Origin of the sequence: Streptomyces sp. NPDC090127, from assembly GCF_044746945.1 — a bacterium.
In the GTDB taxonomy this organism is placed as follows: Bacteria; Actinomycetota; Actinomycetes; order Streptomycetales; family Streptomycetaceae; genus Streptomyces.
Map to the genome: position 1 here is coordinate 253,564 of NZ_JBIVDE010000006.1, position 18,983 is coordinate 272,546.

At 73.6% G+C, this 18,983-nt stretch carries 14 protein-coding genes; 6 read left to right on the top strand and 8 right to left on the bottom strand.

Features of this window, described 5'->3' with window-relative positions:
- Positions 1–45 precede the first annotated feature (45 nt).
- Complete coding sequence (locus ACIPPS_RS23145; protein ID WP_401435162.1) at positions 46–1,020, bottom strand: methyltransferase domain-containing protein; 975 nt, start codon at positions 1,018–1,020, stop codon at positions 46–48.
- Positions 1,021–1,132: 112 nt separating this feature from the next.
- Here ACIPPS_RS23145 and ACIPPS_RS23150 point away from each other — a divergent pair, with 112 nt between their 5' ends.
- The 5 genes from ACIPPS_RS23150 (at position 1,133) to ACIPPS_RS23170 (ending at position 9,866) form a co-directional block, all read left to right on the top strand.
- A complete protein-coding gene (locus tag ACIPPS_RS23150) occupies positions 1,133–1,537 on the top strand; it encodes a globin (protein ID WP_401435165.1) in 405 nt (134 codons plus the stop codon).
- A 187-nt stretch (positions 1,538–1,724) separates the two neighbouring features.
- Complete coding sequence (locus tag ACIPPS_RS23155; protein ID WP_401435168.1) at positions 1,725–5,351, top strand: ABC transporter permease; 3,627 nt, start codon at positions 1,725–1,727, stop codon at positions 5,349–5,351.
- 50 nt (positions 5,352–5,401) lie between these two features.
- Entirely contained in the window at positions 5,402–8,209 is a 2,808-nt protein-coding gene (locus tag ACIPPS_RS23160) for an FtsX-like permease family protein (RefSeq protein WP_401435170.1), read from the top strand.
- A complete protein-coding gene (locus tag ACIPPS_RS23165; RefSeq protein WP_401435172.1) occupies positions 8,206–9,150 on the top strand; it encodes an ABC transporter ATP-binding protein in 945 nt (314 codons plus the stop codon). The genes ACIPPS_RS23160 and ACIPPS_RS23165 overlap by 4 nt, the downstream gene beginning before the upstream one ends.
- 107 nt (positions 9,151–9,257) lie before the next feature.
- Positions 9,258–9,866 carry a hypothetical protein gene (locus tag ACIPPS_RS23170; protein ID WP_401435175.1) on the top strand — a complete coding sequence of 203 codons (609 nt, stop codon included), beginning with the start codon at positions 9,258–9,260 and terminating at the stop codon, positions 9,864–9,866.
- Here ACIPPS_RS23170 and ACIPPS_RS23175 read toward each other — a convergent pair.
- From ACIPPS_RS23175 to ACIPPS_RS23190, 4 genes are all read right to left on the bottom strand, one after another.
- Complete coding sequence (locus ACIPPS_RS23175) at positions 9,863–10,525, bottom strand: hypothetical protein (protein WP_401435178.1); 663 nt, start codon at positions 10,523–10,525, stop codon at positions 9,863–9,865. The two genes, ACIPPS_RS23170 and ACIPPS_RS23175, sit on opposite strands and share 4 nt — an antisense overlap.
- Positions 10,522–10,944 carry an acyl-CoA thioesterase gene (locus ACIPPS_RS23180; protein ID WP_401435180.1) on the bottom strand — a complete coding sequence of 141 codons (423 nt, stop codon included), beginning with the start codon at positions 10,942–10,944 and terminating at the stop codon, positions 10,522–10,524. Before ACIPPS_RS23180 ends, ACIPPS_RS23175 begins: the two co-directional genes overlap by 4 nt.
- A 2-nt stretch (positions 10,945–10,946) precedes the next feature.
- Positions 10,947–12,611 (bottom strand): energy-dependent translational throttle protein EttA, encoded by a 1,665-nt coding sequence (gene ettA / locus ACIPPS_RS23185; protein ID WP_401435183.1) that lies wholly within the window; start codon positions 12,609–12,611, stop codon positions 10,947–10,949.
- 131 nt (positions 12,612–12,742) lie between these two features.
- Positions 12,743–13,759 carry an RNA polymerase subunit sigma-70 gene (locus ACIPPS_RS23190; protein WP_401435185.1) on the bottom strand — a complete coding sequence of 339 codons (1,017 nt, stop codon included), beginning with the start codon at positions 13,757–13,759 and terminating at the stop codon, positions 12,743–12,745.
- A 152-nt stretch (positions 13,760–13,911) separates the two neighbouring features.
- Here ACIPPS_RS23190 and ACIPPS_RS23195 point away from each other — a divergent pair, with 152 nt between their 5' ends.
- Positions 13,912–14,703 (top strand): SDR family NAD(P)-dependent oxidoreductase, encoded by a 792-nt coding sequence (locus tag ACIPPS_RS23195; RefSeq protein ID WP_401435188.1) that lies wholly within the window; start codon positions 13,912–13,914, stop codon positions 14,701–14,703.
- Positions 14,704–14,825: 122 nt separating this feature from the next.
- On the opposite strand, the gene ACIPPS_RS23200 is transcribed toward ACIPPS_RS23195, so the two are convergent.
- The 3 genes from ACIPPS_RS23200 to ACIPPS_RS23210 all read right to left on the bottom strand — a co-directional run bounded on the left by ACIPPS_RS23200 (position 14,826) and on the right by ACIPPS_RS23210 (position 18,983).
- Positions 14,826–16,247, bottom strand: a complete 1,422-nt coding sequence (locus ACIPPS_RS23200) for a Cys-Gln thioester bond-forming surface protein (protein WP_401435191.1) — start codon at positions 16,245–16,247, stop codon at positions 14,826–14,828.
- Positions 16,248–16,526: 279 nt separating this feature from the next.
- Positions 16,527–17,021, bottom strand: a complete 495-nt coding sequence (locus ACIPPS_RS23205) for a single-stranded DNA-binding protein (RefSeq protein ID WP_401435193.1) — start codon at positions 17,019–17,021, stop codon at positions 16,527–16,529.
- Positions 17,022–17,180: 159 nt separating this feature from the next.
- Complete coding sequence (locus ACIPPS_RS23210) at positions 17,181–18,983, bottom strand: GTPase (protein WP_401435195.1); 1,803 nt, start codon at positions 18,981–18,983, stop codon at positions 17,181–17,183.

Consider the following 18,983-nt stretch of genomic DNA (forward strand, 5'->3'; position numbering starts at 1 on the left):
CGGATCCAGGATCATGGATCCGATATCCAATATCCGCTATCCCCTTCAGCCGCTCGGCAGCGGCCAGGCGTACGGTCCCTCCGGGTCGTCCAGCCAGGCCCACTGCCGACCCCCGCTCACCGTCACCCCGAAGCGCTCCCGCTCCGGCCGCCGTTCGCGCTGCCAGAGCGAGAGCGCTTCGCGCACGTCGAGGGTCTCCTCCGTCAGGGTGCGCAGGAACTGGAAGCGGTCGTCGTCGAAGACGTGCCGGGGCAGCCCCATGGGCCGTGCGCGCGGGAAGCGGGCGTTGCCGCCGCGCAGGGCGACGAAGTACGCGGACGTGGCAAGGAAGCGGCCCTCGGCGTGGGCCTCGTCGGCGACCCGCAGCAGGAGCAGCCCGGTGGAGAGCGGGGCGAGGACGAGGGCATCGGGGCGGCACTGCGCGAGCCAGACGTACGGGACCGAGGGCAGGGTGCAGGTCGCGACGATCCGGTCGAAGGGGGCGCGCTCCGGGCAGCCCCGGGCGCCGTCGCCGGTGCGCACGGCGGGCCGGTGTCCGGCGGCGGCGAGATGGGCGCGGGCGGACTCGGTGATCTCCTCGTCGATGTCGACGGTGGTGACGTGTTCCGCACCGATCCGGTGACTGAGCAGGGCCGCGTTGTAGCCGGTGCCGGCGCCGATCTCCATGACGTCGTCCCCGTCGCGTACGTCGAGCGCCGCCAGCATCTGGGCCATCAGGGAGGGCTGGCTGGAGGACGTGACCAGCTCCCCGTCCCGGACCCGGGTGGCCAGCGGCACGTCACGGTAGGCCCCGCGCAGCCAGCGGGCGCGGCGGGCGGGGTCGGGGTCGCCGGACCAGAGGCGTTCGTAGCCGCCGGTCCCGGAGACGTAGTAGGAGGGCACGAAGAGGTGCCGGGGCACCTCGGAGAAGGCCGCGTGCCAGGCGGGGTCGCGGAGCGCGCCGTACGCCTCGATCTCCCGTACGAGTGCCCGTCGCGCCCGCGCGCCGTCCTCGGCGTACTCGTCCCGCTGAGCGCCCATGCCTCCACTGTCCTGCGCGGGCGGCGACGGGGCGAGCGGCCCGGCCTTCCGCGTGGTCCTGGATGGTCCTAGACCTCCGGTCCTCGGTCGGGGCATCTGAGACGATGGAGCGGTGATGGAGATTCCGCGCGGCACACTTCAGGAGCAGACCTTCTACGAGCAGGTGGGTGGCGAGGAGACCTTCCGACGTCTCGTCCGCCGCTTCTACCAGGGCGTCGCGGAGGACCCGCTGCTGCGCCCCATGTACCCGGAGGAGGACCTCGGGCCCGCGGAGGAGCGGCTCGTGCTGTTCCTGATCCAGTACTGGGGCGGCCCGCGCACGTACAGCGACAACCGCGGCCATCCCCGGCTGCGGATGCGCCACGCCCCCTTCCAGGTCGACCGGGCGGCGCACGACGCCTGGCTGAAGCACATGCGCGCGGCGGTGGACGAGCTGGGCCTCGCCCCCGAGCACGAGGCCCAGCTGTGGAAGTACCTGACGTATGCGGCGGCCTCCATGGTGAACACCGCGGACTGACCGCCGACGCCGCGGACTGACCGCCGACGCCGCCGACCGGTCATCCACCGGCTGCGGACCGACGCATTCCGGAGCCTGGAGCCCGAATAACGGTCACGATCGAGTCAAGGTCCTCCTGCAAGCGGTTTCCAGCGGGAGTGCCCTCTGAAAACATCGGACGAACGTTCGGCGGGGCTCAGGGGGATGTGTGACCGGTTTCGTACTGCTGCGTGTCCGAGCGCACCGGTTGCTCCTCGCCTCGGCCCTGCTCGCCGTCCTCCTGACCACCTCCGTCCTCGCGGCCCTGGCCGCCTTCTCGGGCTCCATCGGCAACGCCGCCCTGCAGGGCACCCTCCAGGGCCGGGCCGCGCCCGCCGCCGCGCTCGTGGTCACCGGGCAGGTGCCGGTGTCCCGGCAGGCGGGCGCCGACGCGGCCGTGCGCGAGGCGGCCGGCCGGACCTTCGACGGGCTGCCGGTGAGCGTACGGAAGCTGGAGCGCTCGGGCCCGTACGCGCTGCCCCGCGCGCTGCAGAGTCCGGCCGCGCGCCAGGGCGAGCCCGACCTCACCCACCTCGCCGCCCTCGACCGGTCACGGCTCTCGCTCGTCAAGGGCGCCTGGCCGGGGCCTGACGGCGCCGACGGCCCTGGCGGAAAAGCAACCACGGCGAGCGCCACCACGTCGGACACCACCACGTCGGACACCACCTCGGCGAGCGCCACCACGGCCTCCTCCGTCGACGTGGCCGTGCCCGAGGAGGCCGCGAAGCAGCTGCGGATCGGCCCCGGGACCGTCCTGGACCTCACCGACCGGCTCGGCGGGAAGCCGGTGAAGGCCCGGGTCACCGGGCTCTACCGCCCCGCCGACCCGGGCGACCTGTACTGGCAGCTGGACCACGCGGGCGGCCGGGGTGTGAAGACCGTGGTGTTCACGACGTACGGTCCGCTTCTCGCCGACCCCACCGTCCTCGCCTCCGGGCGGGTCACCTCGGGCGAGACGTCCTGGCTGGCCTCCGCCGACTACAGCGGCGTCAGCACCGACCGGATCGGCGCGCTGAGCGCCGCCGCCTCGACGGAGCCGAAGGCACTCGCCGCCGACGCCGCGCCGTTCGGCACCGCCGTCACCGCGCGCACCTCACTGCCGACGGTCCTGGCCCAGACCGAGCGGGCGCTGCTCGTCTCCCGGTCCACACTGATGATCGTCGCGGTGCAGCTGGTGCTGCTCGCCGCGTACGCCCTGCTGCTCGTCGCCCGGCTGCTGAGCACCGAGCGGTCGGGCGAGACCGCGCTGCTGCGGGCCCGGGGTGGTTCGCGAGGCCGGATCGCCGGGCTCGCCGCCATGGAGGCGCTGCTGCTCGCGCTGCCCGCCGCCCTGATCGCCCCGCTGCTCGCGGGGCCGCTGACCCGCCTGCTCGCCGACCGGTCCGCGCTCGGCGCGCTCGGCGTACGGCTCGACGACATCCCGCTCGGCCAGGTGTGGCTGGTCGCGGCGCTCGTCGCGGTGTGCTGCGCGGCGGCCGTCGTGGCGCCCGCGCTGAGCACCGGCGACGGCGCCGGTGTCTCCCTGCGCGGGAAGCGCGCGGCAGCCCTGCCCGCTCCGGTGCGGGCCGGCGCCGATGTCGGCCTGCTGGTCGTCGCGGCCGTGGCGTACTGGCAGCTCGACCGGCAGACCGGCGGCTCCGGCGGCTTGGGGGGCGGAGCGTCCGGGGACGGCGGTTCCGGGGCGCTCACCGGTGACCGCGGGGGCGCGCTCGGCATCGACCCTCTGCTCGTCGCGGCCCCGGCGCTCGCGCTGCTCGCCGGTACGGTCCTGACCCTGCGTCTGCTGCCGCCCACGGCCCGGCTGGCCGAGCGGCGGGCCGCGAGCGGGCGAGGGCTGCCGGCCGCGCTGGCGGGCTGGCAGTTCAGCCGCCGGCCGCTGCGCGGCGCGGGCCCGGTGCTGCTGCTCGTGCTCGCGGTCGCGATGGGCATGCTCGCCATCGGGCAGAGCGCCTCCTGGGACCGCTCGCAGGAGGACCGGGCCGACTTCCGTACGGGAACGGCGGTCCGGGTCCTGACGCACGGCGTGGCCGATCCGGCCCAGGCCGGGCAGTTCACGGCGCTGCCGGGGGTCGCCTCGGTCGCGCCCGCGCACCGCTCCACGACGAGCTTCGCGGGCAACCGCACCGGGACCGTCCTCGCCCTCGACACCCGGCACGCCGTCGACGGGTTCCGGCTCCGCGACGACCTCGCGGACGCACCGGCCCGCGAGCTGCTGACGTCGCTTGCCCCGAAGGCGGGGCCGCGCCCCGGGATCCCGTTGCCGGAGGGCACGCGCGGCCTGGCGCTCGACCTGCGGCGCACGGCGCCGCGCGACACGGAGCCGGTGCGGGTGACGGTGGTCGTGGAGGACCGGTACGGGATTCCGTATCGCCAGCTCGCCGGCCGGCTGCCCGCCGACGGGAAGCCCCACCGGCTCACCGTCGACCTCGGCGCGCAGGACGCGCAGGGTGCTCAGGACGCCGAGGACGCCCGGGCCGCCCAAGACGCCCGGGCCGCCCAGGACACCCAGGACACCCAGGCCGCCGAAGACGCCCAGCACGCCCGGGCCGCCCAGAGTGCTCAGGCCGCCCAGGACACCCAGCGCGCCCCGGCCCCGCAGCAGGGCACGCCCCAGGCGGCCACAGGCCCCCTCACCCTCACCGGCGTCGAGCTCGACGGGGTCGTCGTCGAAGGGCTCGGCGGGCGGCAGACCCTCGCCGTCGAGCGGCTCCTCTCCCGCGACCAGGACGGCGTCGAGCGACCGGTCGAGGCGGCACGCTCGCTCGCCTCCTGGACCTCGCGCTCCCAGGAGACGCGCGACGGCGAACCCGAGAGCCCGGTCCCGCTGTCCGGGCGTTCCGCCGGTGCGACGCCCTACACCGTCACCTTCACCGCCGGGTTCGCTGCCGCCCCCACGGCGAAGGGCGTGCAGGGGGGCGAGGAGGAGTACGGCGTGCGGATCACCGCCCCGCGCCAGGCGCCGCCCGCGACGCTGCGCGGCGTGGCGACGGACGCCTTCCTTTCGGCCGCCGGGGCGAAGGAGGGCGACCGGGTCGAGGTGTCCCTCGGCGGCCTGCGACTGAACGTGACGATCGTGGACACGGTCCGGCAGCTGCCGACCACGGGCCCCGGCGCCACCACCGTGGCCGCCGGCTCCCCGTCCGCCACGCCCGACGACGGGGGCGCGCTCCTGGTCGACCTGCACGCGGCCAACCAGTTCCTCTCCACCGACCCCACCGCGACCCTGCCGCCCACCGAGTGGTGGCTGACCACCGCGCCGGGCCGCACCGACGAGGTCGCCGACGCCCTGCGCGCCCGGCCGGAGGCGGACCCCGCCCAGGTGCTCGTACGGGACGAGGCGGCGGACGAGCTGCTCGGCGACCCGCTCGGCGCGGGGCCCAACGCGGCGCTGAAGGCGGTCGCGGCGGCGGCCGCGGCGCTGGCGGCGGTCGGCTTCGCGGTGAGCGCCGCCGGGTCGACCCGTGAACGCTCGGCGGAGTTCGGGGTGTTGCGGGCGCTCGGCGCACCGCGTCGCCAGCTCGCCCGGCTGATCGCGGCCGAGCAGGGCCTGCTGGTCGGCATCGGTCTGCTGGTGGGCGTGGCGCTCGGCACCGTGCTGACCCGGGCCGTCGTCCCGTTGATCGTGCTGACCGGGCAGGCGGCCCAGCCGGTCCCCCGCGTCCTGGTCGAACTCCCGCCCGGCCAGGTGGCCCTGCTGCTCGCCGGCGTCGCCGCGCTGCCGCTGCTGATCGTCGCGGGGATCGCCCTGCGCCGCACGGACCCGGTCGTGACCCTGCGCCACCAGGGGGACCAGTGAAGCGCCGTACAGCCGTCGAGACATCCGCGAGCGCGAGGAAGGCGAACGACATGCCCCGCAAGGACGGCCGCCCCGCCGCGCCGGTCGCCCGCCCTGGGCGTTCCGCCCGTGCCGTGGCGCCCTGGGTGCGGACCCGGCTGCGGACCGCTCCGGGAACGGCCGGGGCGTTCGCGCTCCTCGTCCTGATCACCGCTTTCCTGGCCGCCGCCCTGCCCCGGACCGTCGACGGGTACGAGACCGAGGGTCTGCGCCACGACATCGTGACCGCGCCGCCCCGCACCACGGTCCTGAACATCACCACCGCCCAGCCGCCCTCCGACCTGCCCGCGGACGCCCGCGCGGCGGAGGTCTCCCCGGAGCGCCTCACGGAGAAGGGCGCGGAGCTGCGGGAGCTGCTGCCGGCGCCCCTCCGCGTCGATCCGGCCCAGTCCGCGCACGGCGTACGGACCACCAAGCGGGTCATCGGACTGGATTCCTGGCTCCCGAAACCGTCCGGGCTGCCCCCGGAGTTCACCCTCACCACGCTCCCGGCGCTCGACCGCCACACGACCGTACGGGAGGGGCGGCTGCCCACCCGCGCCGAACCCGGCCGCGCGAGCGAGGTCGCCGTCACCCCGGAGACCGCGAAGTCGCTGCGCCTCACGGTCGGTTCGGTCGTCCATGTCCCGGACCTGTTCGCCAACGAACCGCTCGCCCTGACCGTCGTCGGGATCCTCGAACCGCGGCGCGCGGAAGGCCATTACTGGTCCGTGGATGCGCTCCTGCGCACCCCGGTGCTCACGTCGAAGAGCTCTCCCGGCGGCACCTTCTTCTACTGGCAGGCCGGCCTGCTGCTGCCGCCCGCCGGTGCCACGACGGTGCTGGCGAGCAACGGTGAGCCCGAGGTGTACTGGGGCTTCGCCCCCGACGTCAGTCGTCTCACGGCTCAGGACGAAGCCCGACTGGCCGCCACCCTCGCCTCCGTCTCCGCGGGTCCCGACCTGGTGCGGGTCAGGGAGACCGTCGGCGGGACCGCCGTCGCCGACACCGGCCTGGACGAGATCGTCGAGGCGTACGGCGGGATGCGGTCGGCGATCGCGACGGTCGTCGCCGTCGCGGCCTTCGGCATCGGCGCGGTCGCGGCGGTCGTCCTCGCCATGACGGGCGGCCTCTTCGCCGCCCGGCGCGCCGCCGAACTGGCGCTGCTGCGCTCGCGCGGCGGATCGCTGGCCGGGATCGGTGTCCGGCTGTTCGGTGAGACGGCGGTCCTGGCGGCGCCCGCCGCCGCGCTCGGACTGCTGCTGGCGACCCTCGCCCTTCCCGCGGCCCGCCTCCTGCCCGCGCTCGCCGCCGCCGGAGCGGTCGCGCTGCTCTCCGCGCTGGCGCTGCCGCTGCGGGCCCTCTTCCTGCACCGCAGGCCACTCGCCCACGGCGGGCGGGAGGACCTGGTGGACGCCCGCCCCACCCGGGGCCGTACGGTCGCCGAACTCACCGTCCTCGCGCTGGCCGTCGGCGCGGTCGTCGCGCTGCGCCGGCGCGGTACGGGGGATTCCGGGGACCATCTGATCAGTTCGGCCCCGGTGCTCGTCGCGCTGATCGCCGCGCTCGTCCTCGTACGGCTCTACCCGCTGCCGCTGCGCTGGGCGGCCCGGCCGGCCCGTCGGCTCCGCGGTGCGGTCGGCTTCCTGTCGCTCGCCCGGGCCGGGCGTTCCTCCGCGACGGGCGCGCTGCCGCTCCTGGCGCTCCTGGTGGCCCTGTCGACGGCCGCGTTCGGCGGTTCGGTGCTCGCCGGTGTCGCCGAAGCGCGGGACCGGGCGGCGCTCCTGGAGACGGGCGCGGACGCGCGGGTGACGGGGAACGCCGACCTGGCCCCTCTCACGGACGGGCTCACGGAGGCGGTGCGCGGGACGGCGGGGGTGACGGACGTGACCACGGCCCAGGTCGAGTACGGCGTGGAACTGCCGAGCGGGACGGGCCGGTCGCCGGAGCTGCGGACCACGGCGCTGGTGGGCGTGGACCCGGAGTCGTACACCCGGCTGGCCGGGCGGACGGGCTTCGGCCCCTTCCCGGCGGAGCTGCTGAAGTCCTCCGGGAGCGCGGACGACGGCGGGAAGCGGGTCCTGCCGGCGATCGCCTCGCCCGCCGTCGCGGAGCGGCTCGGCACGGAGCCGCGGGCTCTGGAGGCGGCGGCCGGCGACTTCACCGTACGGGTCGTGGCGGTGCGGAGCTCCACGCCGGCCCTGCCCGAGGAGGACTTCCTGCTGGTCGCCGGCGCCGACCTGCCCCGTGGCGAGGACACCGTCCTGCTGGCCTCCGGCCCCGCGATGGACGGGACGGCGCTGCGGAAGACGGTCACCGAGAAGTCCCCGGACTTCGCCGTCGTCCTGCGGACCGAGCGGCGGGCCGCGTACGTCGACTCGCCGATGCAGTCGGGTGCCGAGCGGATCTACCTGGCGGCGATCGGGGCGGGCGCGGGCTATGCCGTCCTCGCCCTCCTGCTGTCCCTGATGCAGTCCGCGCCGGAACGGGCCACGCTCCTGGCCCGGTTGCGGACGATGGGCCTCACCAGGCGGCAGGGCAGGCGGCTCCTCGGCCTGGAGGCGCTGCCGCAGGCGCTGCTCGCGGCGACCGGCGGCACGCTCGTCGGCTGGGCGACGATCCTGCTGCTCGCCCCGGGCGTGGACCTGGTCCGGCTGTCGCTCGCGATGCCGCCCGGCATCGCGACGCTCGACAGCGCCCCGCTGCGGGCGGACCTGTGGTCGCTGGCCGTGCCGGCGGCGGGCGTGGTGGTCATGGCCGCCCTGGCGGCGGCCCTTCAGGCGTGGTGGTCGGCGCGGAGCGGATCGATCAAGGAACTCAGGGCAGGAGACGCACGATGACGACGACCGACACGACTCTGGCGGAGCTGGAGCAGCGGGCGACGGCGCGCCGCGACCGGCCCTCGTACGGGCACGACGCCCTGATCGCCTGCGATCGGCTGGTACGGATCTTCACCACCGACGGGGTGGAGGTGCAGGCGCTCCAGGGCCTCGATCTCCTGGTGCGCGAGGGCGAGTTGATGGCCCTGGTCGGGGCGTCGGGCAGCGGGAAGTCGACGCTCATGAACATCCTGGCCGGCCTCGACGTGCCGACGGCGGGCGCGGCGAAGGTCGCGGGCCGCGACCTGCTCGCCATGGACGCGAAGGCGCGGCTGCGGTACCGGCGGGACGCGGTGGGCTTCGTCTGGCAGCAGACGGCGCGCAATCTCCTCCCCTATCTGACGGCCGCCCAGAACGTCGCCTTGCCGATGCAGTTGCGCGGGCGGTCCAAGCGGAAGGCGGAGCGCGCGGAGGAGCTGCTCGCGATGCTGGAGGTCGCGGACTGCCGGGACCGCAGACCGCACCAGATGTCCGGCGGCCAGCAGCAGCGGGTCGCGATCGCCGTCGCGCTGGCCAACTCCCCCTCGGTCCTGCTGGCGGACGAGCCGACGGGCGAGCTGGACTCGGCGACGGGCGAGCAGGTATTCGCGGCCTTCCGGCGCGCCAACGAGGAGTTGGGCACGACGATCGTGATCGTCACCCATGACCAGTCGGTCGCCTCGGAGGTGCGCCGTACGGTCGCCATCCGCGACGGCCGCACCTCGTCGGAGGTGCTGCGCCGCACGGAGGTCGACGCGGAGGGCCAGGAGTCCCTGGTCTCCCGCGAGTACGCGATGCTCGACCGCGCGGGCCGGCTGCAACTCCCGGCGGAGTACACGGCGTCCCTGGGCATGGAACACCGCGTGCTCCTGGAGTTGGAGCAGGACCACATCGGAGTGTGGCCGGACGACGCGGAGAGCTGAGTCGATCGACGGGGGGGTGGGGCCGGGTGGGACGTGTCCTGGGGTTCCTGACGGGATGGGCGGGGAGGGCGGGGCGGAGACTCCTGGCGCGGAGGGCGGCCAGGGTCGTGGCGGCGCTCGGGGTGCTCGTGGTGCCCCTGGGCGCCGGCTGGCTGACGTACCTCTGGGCCGACTGGAGCCTGCGCGGCGGGACGGGAACGCCCAGGTTCGTCGCCCTGCTCGGCGGGATCGTGCTGGCCGCCGTCGCCCTGGCGGCCCTCGGCGCGCTGTTCCGGGAGACCGGGACAGCGGCCGGCTTCGGGCTCTTCCTGCTGGTCCTCGGCATGGGGGCGGCCTGGGTGGAGGTGGCGGACTCGACGACCAGGAGCGAGGTCGTGAGCTGCGCCGTGGTGGGCAAGGTCAGGCAGTCCCACCACCCGACCTTCGGCGAGGGCGCCCCGCAGGCGAAGACCCTGTACCACTACGAACTGGACTGCCCCGGCGGCCTGTTCCCCGAGTTCAGCTCCGAGACCAAGGCCGATCCGGAGGGTGCCGTCGACGGCGAGGGCGGCAGGATCCGGGTGGCGTACGACCCGGATCGCCGGATGGACCCGGTCCTGGCGAGCGAGAACGTGGCCATCGGCTCGCCGGTGATCCCGACGATCCTGCTGGCGCTGTCGGCGCTTGCCTCCCTGGTCGCGATCGCGACGGAGGAGCGGGAGGGGGAGGGGGTCTAGCGCGGCGGGCCGGGGGCGAAGGGCAGGGCCGACGGGACGGTCCGTACCGCTATCGAACCGTAGGGCGTACGGAGCCGGAGCCACGGGCCCGAGGCGAACAGCGCCACCGGCACGCCCTCCCCCGGCAGGAAGCCCAGGGACTGCGCCGCGTGGACGGCCCGCAGCGGAAGCCCGGTCGTCGCGACCGTCCGCGACCAGATCGCGCGCCCGATCCGGTCCCGCTCCGCCCGCGTACGCCGGTCCTCGGGCAACTCCTCGTCCCGGGACCGGAATTCGCTGACGGCCACGGCGATCGCGCCGCGCAGACCGGCCGCGCCCGGCAGTCCGGCGACCGGTTCCCAGCCGCCCCGGGGCGGCAGCACGCCGGCCCACGGCGGTCCGGTGACGGCGTCGGGGACGACGGCCTTGCCGGCCGACTCCTCGATGCCTTCGAGGAGTTCACCGGCGGAGACGGTGACGTCCAGGTCCACGGCGTCCACGAGCCGGGCCGTACGGATCGCGAGCACCTCGAACGTCGGCGGCCGCCCGAAGACGGCGAGCGCGCCGCCACCGGCCTGAAGGCGGACGGCGGCGGCGCGGTCGTAGTGGATCAGCCGGGCCAGGAAGGCGGCGAGGTCCGCCGCCTCCCGGGCGTCGGCGAAGTGCAGCGGCGCGATCATGCGGCGGCAGTCATCCCGTCGTCCATGTACTCCTCCAGGAAGGACCGCTCCTCGACGGAGATGCGACGCGGCCGCTGGGCCTCGAGGTCGAAGGGGACGACGACCGTGGAGGCCCGTACGTACGTCACGTCCGGGTCCTTGATCTCGTACGCGATCGTCAGCGACGCCGCGCCTATCTTCGTGACCCAGGACTCGATGGTGACCGGCGCGTGCCGGTGCACCAACGGCCGTACGTAGTCGATCTCGTGCCGGGCCACGACGGACCCGCCGGAGAACGACGGCGAACCGTCACCCGGTGCCAGCCGGAACATGAAGTCGATCCGCGCCTCTTCCAGGTACCGCAGGAAGACGACGTTGTTGACGTGCCCGAAGGCGTCCATGTCCGACCAGCGCAGGGGACAGCTGTAGATATGTCGCACGCTCAGCCTCGGGTCAGCTTCTTGTACGTGGCGCGGTGCGGACGGGCCGCGTCCGGGCCCAGGCGCTCGACCTTGTTCTTCTCGTACGACTCGAAGTTGCCCTCGAACCAGTACCACTTCGAGTCGCCCTCGTACGCGAGGATGTGCGTCGCGACCCGGTCCAGGAACCAGCGGTCGTGGGAGACGACCACGGCCGCACCCGGGAACTCCAGGAGCGCGTTCTCCAGCGAGCCGAGGGTCTCGACGTCGAGGTCGTTGGTGGGCTCGTCGAGGAGCAGCAGGTTGCCGCCCTGCTTGAGGGTGAGCGCCAGGTTCAGGCGGTTGCGCTCACCGCCGGAGAGGACGCCGGCGGGCTTCTGCTGGTCCGGGCCCTTGAAGCCGAAGGCGGACACGTAGGCCCGTGACGGCATCTCGACCTGGCCGACGTTGATGTAGTCCAGCTCGTCGGAGACGACGGCCCACAGCGTCTTCTTGGGGTCGATGTTGGCGCGGCTCTGGTCGACGTAGCTGATCTTGACCGTCTCGCCGATCTTGATCTCGCCGGAGTCCGGGGTCTCGAGGCCCTGGAGCATCTTGAAGAGCGTGGTCTTGCCGGCGCCGTTCGGGCCGATGATGCCGACGATGCCGTTACGCGGCAGGGTGAAGCTGAGGTCGTCGATCAGGACCTTCTCGCCGAAGGCCTTGGAGAGGTTGTTGACCTCGACGACGATGGAGCCCAGACGCGGGCCCGGCGGGATCTGGATCTCCTCGAAGTCCAGCTTCCGCATCTTGTCCGCCTCGGCGGCCATCTCCTCGTAACGAGCGAGACGGGCCTTGGACTTGGCCTGACGCCCCTTGGCGTTGGACCGCACCCACTCGAGCTCTTCCTTCAGACGCTTCGCGCGCTTGGCGTCCTTCTGGCCCTCGACCTTGAGGCGGGTCGCCTTGTTCTCCAGGTAGGTGGAGTAGTTGCCCTCGTAGGGGTGGGCGCGACCGCGGTCGAGCTCCAGGATCCACTCGGCGACGTTGTCGAGGAAGTACCGGTCGTGGGTGACGGCGACGACGGTGCCGGGGTACTTGGCGAGGTGCTGCTCCAGCCACTGCACGGACTCGGCGTCCAGGTGGTTGGTGGGCTCGTCGAGGAGCAGCAGGTCGGGGGCTTCCAGGAGCAGCTTGCAGAGCGCGACGCGGCGCTTCTCGCCACCGGAGAGGGTGGTGACGGGCCAGTCGCCGGGCGGGCAGCCCAGCGCGTCCATGGCCTGCTCCAGCTGGGCGTCGAGGTCCCAGGCGTTGGCGTGGTCCAGGTCCTCCTGGAGCTTGCCCATCTCCTCCATGAGCGCGTCCGAGTAGTCGGTCGCCATGAGCTCGGCGACCTCGTTGAAGCGCCTCAGCTTCCCCATGATCTCGGCGGCGCCGTCCTGCACGTTCTCCAGGACGGTCTTGGACTCGTCGAGCGGGGGCTCCTGGAGGAGCATGCCGACGCTGTACCCGGGCGACAGGAACGCGTCACCGTTGGACGGCTGCTCGAGGCCGGCCATGATCTTGAGGACGGTGGACTTACCGGCACCGTTCGGGCCGACCACACCGATCTTCGCACCGGGCAGGAAGCTCAGCGTCACGTCATCGAGGATGACCTTGTCGCCGTGCGCCTTGCGCGTCTTGCGCATCGTGTAGATGTACTCAGCCAAGAGAAACCGTCCGGCAAAGAGTGAGTGGGCAGATACACCCCATCTTGCCTGACCGCCACCCCGTGATGGAAACCAGTATGGCGCGGCTCCGCTGACCTGGGGCTTCTCCGGAGGGGGCGGTGACCGGGGCGTCACGTGGGGTGAGCGGGCAGGGTGGGCGGGAGGCCGAAGGAGGGGAGGAGTCTCTCCTCGAAGCGGGTGAAGGCGCTGATCCAGGGGCCGCGGACGGTGAGGACGAAGAGGCCTGCGGCGGGGCGGCGGCCCGTGCTGGTGCGGAGGTAGGCGGCGAAGGCCGGCTGACCGTTGGCGCGGGTGGGGACGAGGTCGACCCTGCGGCCGGAGTCGAAGATCGCGGCGAAGAGGCGGCCGGCTGCCTCGCGGCCCTCGTACGTGAGGGGGATCGGCGGCATGGAGACGAGGACGTCGTCGGTGAGAAGGGCGAGCAGCGCGTCCAGGTCGCCGGATTCGTAGGCGCGGACGAAGCTTCGGGCGAGGGCCCGTTCCGAGGGACCGACGGGGGCCGGTGGTCGTGCGGGTTCGCCGGCGTTGCGGAGTTTCAGGGTGGCGCGGGCGCGCTTCAGGGCGCTGTCGGCCGCGGCGACGGTCGTGTCGAGCATCTCGGCGACCTCGGCCGCGTGGAATCCGAGGACGTCGCGCAGGACGAGTACCGCGAGCTGGCGGGGCGGCAGGGTCTGCAGGGCGGTCACGAAGGCCAGAGAGACGGCCTCGGTCTGTTCGTAGCGGGCCTCGGGGCCGAGGGGCGCGTCGATCGCGCCGGCGAGGAGGGCGTCCGGCAGGGGCTCCAGCCAGAGGACCTCGGCGTGTCGGGTGGGGTCGGGCGGTTCGGTGCCGGGCATGTCCCACGCGCGAGCCGGGCGTCGTCTCGCGGAGCGGAGCGCGTTGAGACAGCGGTTGGTGGCGATCCTGTAGAGCCAGGTACGGACCGAGGCCCGGCCCTCGAAACCGCCGAGGCCCTGCCAGGCGGCCAGCAGGGTGTCCTGAAGGGCGTCCTCGGCGTCCTGGAGGGAGCCGAGCATCCGGTAACAGTGCACGTGCAGCTCCCGGCGGTGCGGCTCGGTCAGCTCGCGGAACGCCTCGCCGTCACCGGCTCGCGCCCTCGCGACGAGATCGGCTGTCGTCAGCTCCATCACCTCCATCGTGTACGGACACCGGTCGCGGAGCGAACCGGTCGGTCGGCGGGCGCCCGGTTTCCGGGGGAGGCGGTGTCTGCCCTTTCGGGACCCACGGGTCGGGACCCACGGGTCGGGACCACGGGTCGGGACCACGAGAGGAGCCGGAGATGTTGCTCAAGGACAAGGTCGCGGTGATCCACGGGGCCGGAGGCGCGATCGGTGGCGCCGTCGCGCGTGCCTTCGCGGCCGAGGGCGCGGAGCTCTTTCTCTCCGGGCGCCGGGCGGGGCCGGTCGAGGCCCTCGTCGAGGAGATCGTGTCGGCCGGCGGATCGGCGGTGGCCGCGCAGGTGGACGCCCTCGACGAGGGGGTGGTGGACCGGTACCTGGGTTCGGTGACCGACCGGGCGGGGCGGATCGATGTCTCCTTCGACGCCGTGGGCGTTCCGAACGCGGAGATCCTGGGCGTCCCGTTGACCGAGCTCGACGTCGAGCGCTTCGCCCTGCCGATCGCCGCCTGTACGCGCGCGTACTTCCTGACCGCGCGGCTCGCCGCCCGGCGGATGGTCCCGCAGGGGTCAGGGGTGATCATGACCGTCACCGCCCTCCACTCCCGTACGGGCATCCCCTTGGTCGGCGGCTACGGGCCCGCGATGGCGGCGAAGGAGGCGCTCACCCGGGATCTCTCCGCCGAACTGGCACCGCTCGGCGTCCGTGTCGTCGGCCTGCGGCCCCAGGCCATGCCGGAGACCCGCACGATCCGCGAGGCCTTCGCACCGCGCGCCGAGGCCACGGGGCTGACGTGGGAGCAGTGGCAGGAGCACCTCGCGGCCCGGACCCACCCGCGACGGCTGATGAGACCGGCGGAACTGGCGGGCACGGCGGCCTTCCTGGCCTCCGACCGGGCGAGCGGTCTGACCGGGACCACCGTCAACCTGACCATGGGCAGCCTGGACGACTAGACGAGCGGGTGATCCGCGACCGGACGAGCGGGTGATCCGCGGGGCGGCGCCCGCCCGGGAACGCGCGACGGCCCCGGCGCGCGGTGCGCGTCGGGGCCGTCGGCTGCCGTGAGGCGGGGGTACTACTGGCCGGCCGCCTTCTTCTTGCGGAGGAAGAAGACCGCGCCGCCGCCGAGGACGACGAGGAGCGCGGCGATGCCCGCGATCATCGGCGTGGCGTTGGAGCTACCGGTCTCGGCGAGGTCGCCGCCACCGGTGGTGGAGCCGGTGGTCTCACCGGTGGTGGAGCCACCGGCCGTGCCCGCGCTGGGCGTGGGCGAGACGGACGGCTCGGTCGACGGGGTCTCCGACGGGAGCGGACCCGGGGTGGCCGTCTTGCAGTCGAGGACGCCCTTGAAGTTCTTCTCGAACCCGTTCGGACCGGTGATCGTGAAGTCGTAGGCCTCGTCCTCGGCGAGCGGGATCGTGACCGTCTTGGACTCGCCACCGGCGATGGTGACCTTCTGGCCCTTCAGCTCGAAGGTGAAGTCCTCGTCACCCTCGTTGGACGCCGTGATGTCGAGGCCGCCCTTGGCGCAGTTCTTCTCGGCCGTGACGGCCGGGATCGCGCCCTTCTTCGCCCACGTGGCGCCGGCCTTGGCCGTGACGCTGGAGGTGCTGGTGCCGGCCAGGATCAGGGTCTGGCTCTTGACCTTGGTCGAGACGAAGGCACGGCCGATCGGAACGGTCGTGTCGGCCTGGACCGTCAGCTCGGCGGCGCCGTCCGGCGTGCCGGCGGGAACGTCGAAGAACACCTGGCCGCCGTTGGCGACGGTGGTGACGACCTTGCCGTCCTTGTCGACCAGCTTGACGCCCTCGGGGGCACCCGGGGTGAGGCTGACCGCGGCGGTGGCGGAGTTGGTGTTGACGGTGACCGGGCCGAGACGCTCGCCCGACTTACCGGCGACGGAGGACGGGGAGAGGCTGAGGGAGGCCTTGGGCTCCTCCAGGTTCACCGCCTCCTTCTCCAGGTACTCGGTCAGCTTCTTGGCGTTCTTGTTGACCGGCGTGGCCTCGACGTTGTCCGAGAAGTGCCAGATCGCGGCCTGCGTGGCGGCAGCGGCGGTCTTCTCCGTGAGGTTCTTCGCGCCGACCTTCTTCGCCAGGGCGTCGAGGTCGTTCACCTGCGGGTACGAGTTCTGCAGGATCCAGCGGATCTTGCCGGCGTTCTCGTTGTTGTGCAGGGAGGACTGGTCCCAGCCGACCTCCTTGTACTCCTGGCCCGTCTTGGCGCCGGTGTAGAGGTCGATGCAGTAGGTCTGCAGCGTGCCACCGGGCGTCGCCTGCATCTGGAACAGGCCGGCGGAGATCTCGCCCTTGCCCTTGATCTTGACCGTGTCGAAGACCGTGAGCTGCCCCAGCGTGGCGGTCGCGCCGCCGGTGCCGTCAGCTCCGTCCTCGGCCATCGCCGGTCCCGCAACGGCTATCGCACCCGCAGCGACGAGGCCGGAGACCACGGTCGCGGCGGCAAGGCGGGCAACGCCGCGCCTCCGAACAGAAAACATGAATTTCCCCTCCGGGCGAGCTGCTCCGTGCCGTCCGTCATGTCATGACACGTGGGGGGAGCGCGCATCGCCAGCAGAATCACAGACCCGGTTGACTCACTGTCGACTCAAGTGACTACTCAAGTCCCGTATGAGTACCTGCGAATCCTAGGGACGGGGAAGGGCTCGGTGCCCGTCCATACGACCTGATAACCATACCGACTCGGAATCGTTATCATGCGGCGCGCCCAAGCCCGTATCCGCAGGTCACGGAGTCGACAAATCTCCCACAACTCCTGCTCAGAGCGCGGGTTCCAGCACATGGAGTGACGTGACGGGCTCCGGAGTCTCCCACGGGTCACGTTCCATCGTGCCCCGGTCCCCGTTCCCCTGACGTTCCGTCGTCCGTGGCTCGCCCTTCACCACGCGCCGGAACGCCGCCGTTCCGCGCGTCAGATCGTGGCCCACCGCCACCGCGTCGATGTCCACGAAGGTCCTGCGTCGCGCCTCGGGCGGCCTGCCCTCGTCGGGCACGTCCTCCTCCCGCACCCGCAGCCGGCCGTGCACCACCAGCGGCTCCCCCACCGAGACCGACGCGGCGAGGTTGGCGCCGAGCGCCCGCCACGCGAACACCGTGTAGAAACTGGTGTGTCCGTCCGCCCAGCCGCCCCGCTCCCGGTCCCAGCGGCGCGCGGTCACCGCGAACCGGAAGCGGGCCACCCCGCCCGTCGCCGTCTCCCGGTACTCCACGCTCGTCGCCACGTTCCCGACGAGCGTCACCATCGTGTCGTTCATGCCGTCCTCCCCCATTTCGTCGCGCTTTCGCAGCACTTCGGCCGGTTCCATCGTGGACCGGTCCACCGAAACGCGCCGAGGCCTGGGGAGGGAGGACGGGTTGGGGACAACTCCGTCACGCCTGCGGGTGACATCCCGCGCGAGGGATCGCGCGGCACCTCACCTCAGCCGTGCGCCCGCCCTCGTGCCGCCCCACCGCACCCCGACCCCGCCGAGACGCGCGACCCGCGCCCCCGAACGCGTCCCGGAGACCGTCACGTACTGGTCGCGGACCTCGCGGTAGCGCATCAACTCGGCCGAGATCGGGTCCAGAACACGGGCCCGGCCGCAGGCGGCCGCCGCTTCCCGCAGGGTGCGTTCGGCCTCCTGCCCGTACCGCCGGGCGGGCCCCTTCACCGCCGCCGCGCACGCCCACTCCACCAGCGGGCCGCCGACGATGCCGCCGAGCATGATGAGGACGGGCGGCAACAGCCCCGGCTCCACGACGCCCACGATCTGGCCGACCAGCCACAGCGCGCCGAAGAGCTGGAGGAACGTCATCAGGACCTGGGCCAGGACGGCCGCGGGCCACCAGGCGGGGCGCGGGGGGCGGGCGGCCGGGTCGCCGATGATCACGGTGAGCTCGTCGAGCGCCTCGGGCAGCCCGTCGGCTCCCCGCGCCGCCGCCTCGCGCACCGCCTGCGCCCACGGCGCCGGAAGCCCGCGCGAGGCGTCGTCGGCGACGACCCGTACGGCCTGTTCCACGCGTTGGCGGGCGGTCAGTTCGTCTTCGAGGGGTGCCTGGAGGCGGGGATCGGTGGAGCCGTGCGCGCGCAGCCGCTCGTACCAACGGTAGAGCCGCAGCCAGGGGGTGCCGCAGGCGCGGATGGCGCCCCGGCGCCAGACCCGCTCGGCGGCCTCGCCCGCGGCGGTGGCACCGACGGCGACCGCGAGCCGGGCCGCGAAGTCCTCGCGGGCCCGCTCCCCGAGGCCGGCCTGGCCGTCGGAGACGTACGCGGGGCGGAGCCGGGCCGCCGCCGCGTCGACGTCGGCCGAGAGGCGGAGGGCGGGGGCGGTGCGCTCCTGGACGAAACGGCCGAGGAGTTCGCGCAGTTCCCCGACGCCCTCCCCGGTGACGGCGGAGAGCGCGAGGACGGTGGCGCCGGGTTCGCCGTGTTCGCCGAGGGCCATGCCGTCCTCGTCCAGGAGGCGGCGCAGATCGTCCAGGACGAGGTCGGAGGCGTCGGGGCCGAGCCGGTCGATCTGGTTGAGGACGACGAAGGTGACCTCGGCGTGCCCGGCGAGCGGGCGCAGATAGCGCTCGTGGAGCGCCGCGTCGGCGTACTTCTCCGGGTCCACCACCCAGATGACCGCGTCGACGAGCCCCAGGACCCGGTCGACCTGGTCGCGGTGGCTGAGGACGGCCGAGTCGTGGTCGGGCAGGTCGATCAGGACCAGGCCCTGGAGCTCCTCGTCGGCGGCGCCGCCCGCGAGGGGACGGCGGCGGAGCCGGCCGGGGACGGCGAGCCGGTCGAGGAGCCCGGCGGAGCCCTCGGACCAGCTGAGCGCGATGGGCGCGGAGGTGGTGGGGCGGCGGAGCCCGGTCTCGGAGACGGGGACGCCGGCGAGGGCGTTGAAGAGGCTGGACTTGCCGCTGCCGGTGGGTCCGGCGATCGCGACGACGGTGTGCCGGGCGGAGAGCCGCTGGCGGGCGGCGGCCTCGTCGAGGACGCGTCCGGCCTCGGCGAGCCCGGTCTCACCGAGCGGGTCGGCCTCCAGGCGGGTACGGGAGAGGCCGACGAGCTCGTGGAGGGCGTCGAGGCGGGTACGCAGCAGCCCGCCGTACTGCCCGCCGAGCGGCGGGAGGCTGTCCTCCTCCATCCGGTCGAGGGCCGCCTCCTCCGCCGCCTCGGCGGCCCGCTCTTCCGCCCGACGGGCGATCAGTCCGTCGTCCCAGCGGTCGTCCACCGTGCTGCTGCTCAC

Coding starts and splice junctions, on each gene's coding strand:
- ACIPPS_RS23145 (WP_401435162.1), bottom strand. CDS start 1,020: ATGGGCGCTCAGCGGGACGAGTACGCCGAGGACGGCGCGCGGGCGCGA.
- ACIPPS_RS23160 (WP_401435170.1), top strand. CDS start 5,402: ATGCCCCGCAAGGACGGCCGCCCCGCCGCGCCGGTCGCCCGCCCTGGG.
- ACIPPS_RS23165 (WP_401435172.1), top strand. CDS start 8,206: ATGACGACGACCGACACGACTCTGGCGGAGCTGGAGCAGCGGGCGACG.
- ACIPPS_RS23175 (WP_401435178.1), bottom strand. CDS start 10,525: ATGATCGCGCCGCTGCACTTCGCCGACGCCCGGGAGGCGGCGGACCTC.
- ACIPPS_RS23190 (WP_401435185.1), bottom strand. CDS start 13,759: ATGGAGCTGACGACAGCCGATCTCGTCGCGAGGGCGCGAGCCGGTGAC.
- ACIPPS_RS23195 (WP_401435188.1), top strand. CDS start 13,912: ATGTTGCTCAAGGACAAGGTCGCGGTGATCCACGGGGCCGGAGGCGCG.
- ACIPPS_RS23200 (WP_401435191.1), bottom strand. CDS start 16,247: ATGTTTTCTGTTCGGAGGCGCGGCGTTGCCCGCCTTGCCGCCGCGACC.
- ACIPPS_RS23205 (WP_401435193.1), bottom strand. CDS start 17,021: ATGAACGACACGATGGTGACGCTCGTCGGGAACGTGGCGACGAGCGTG.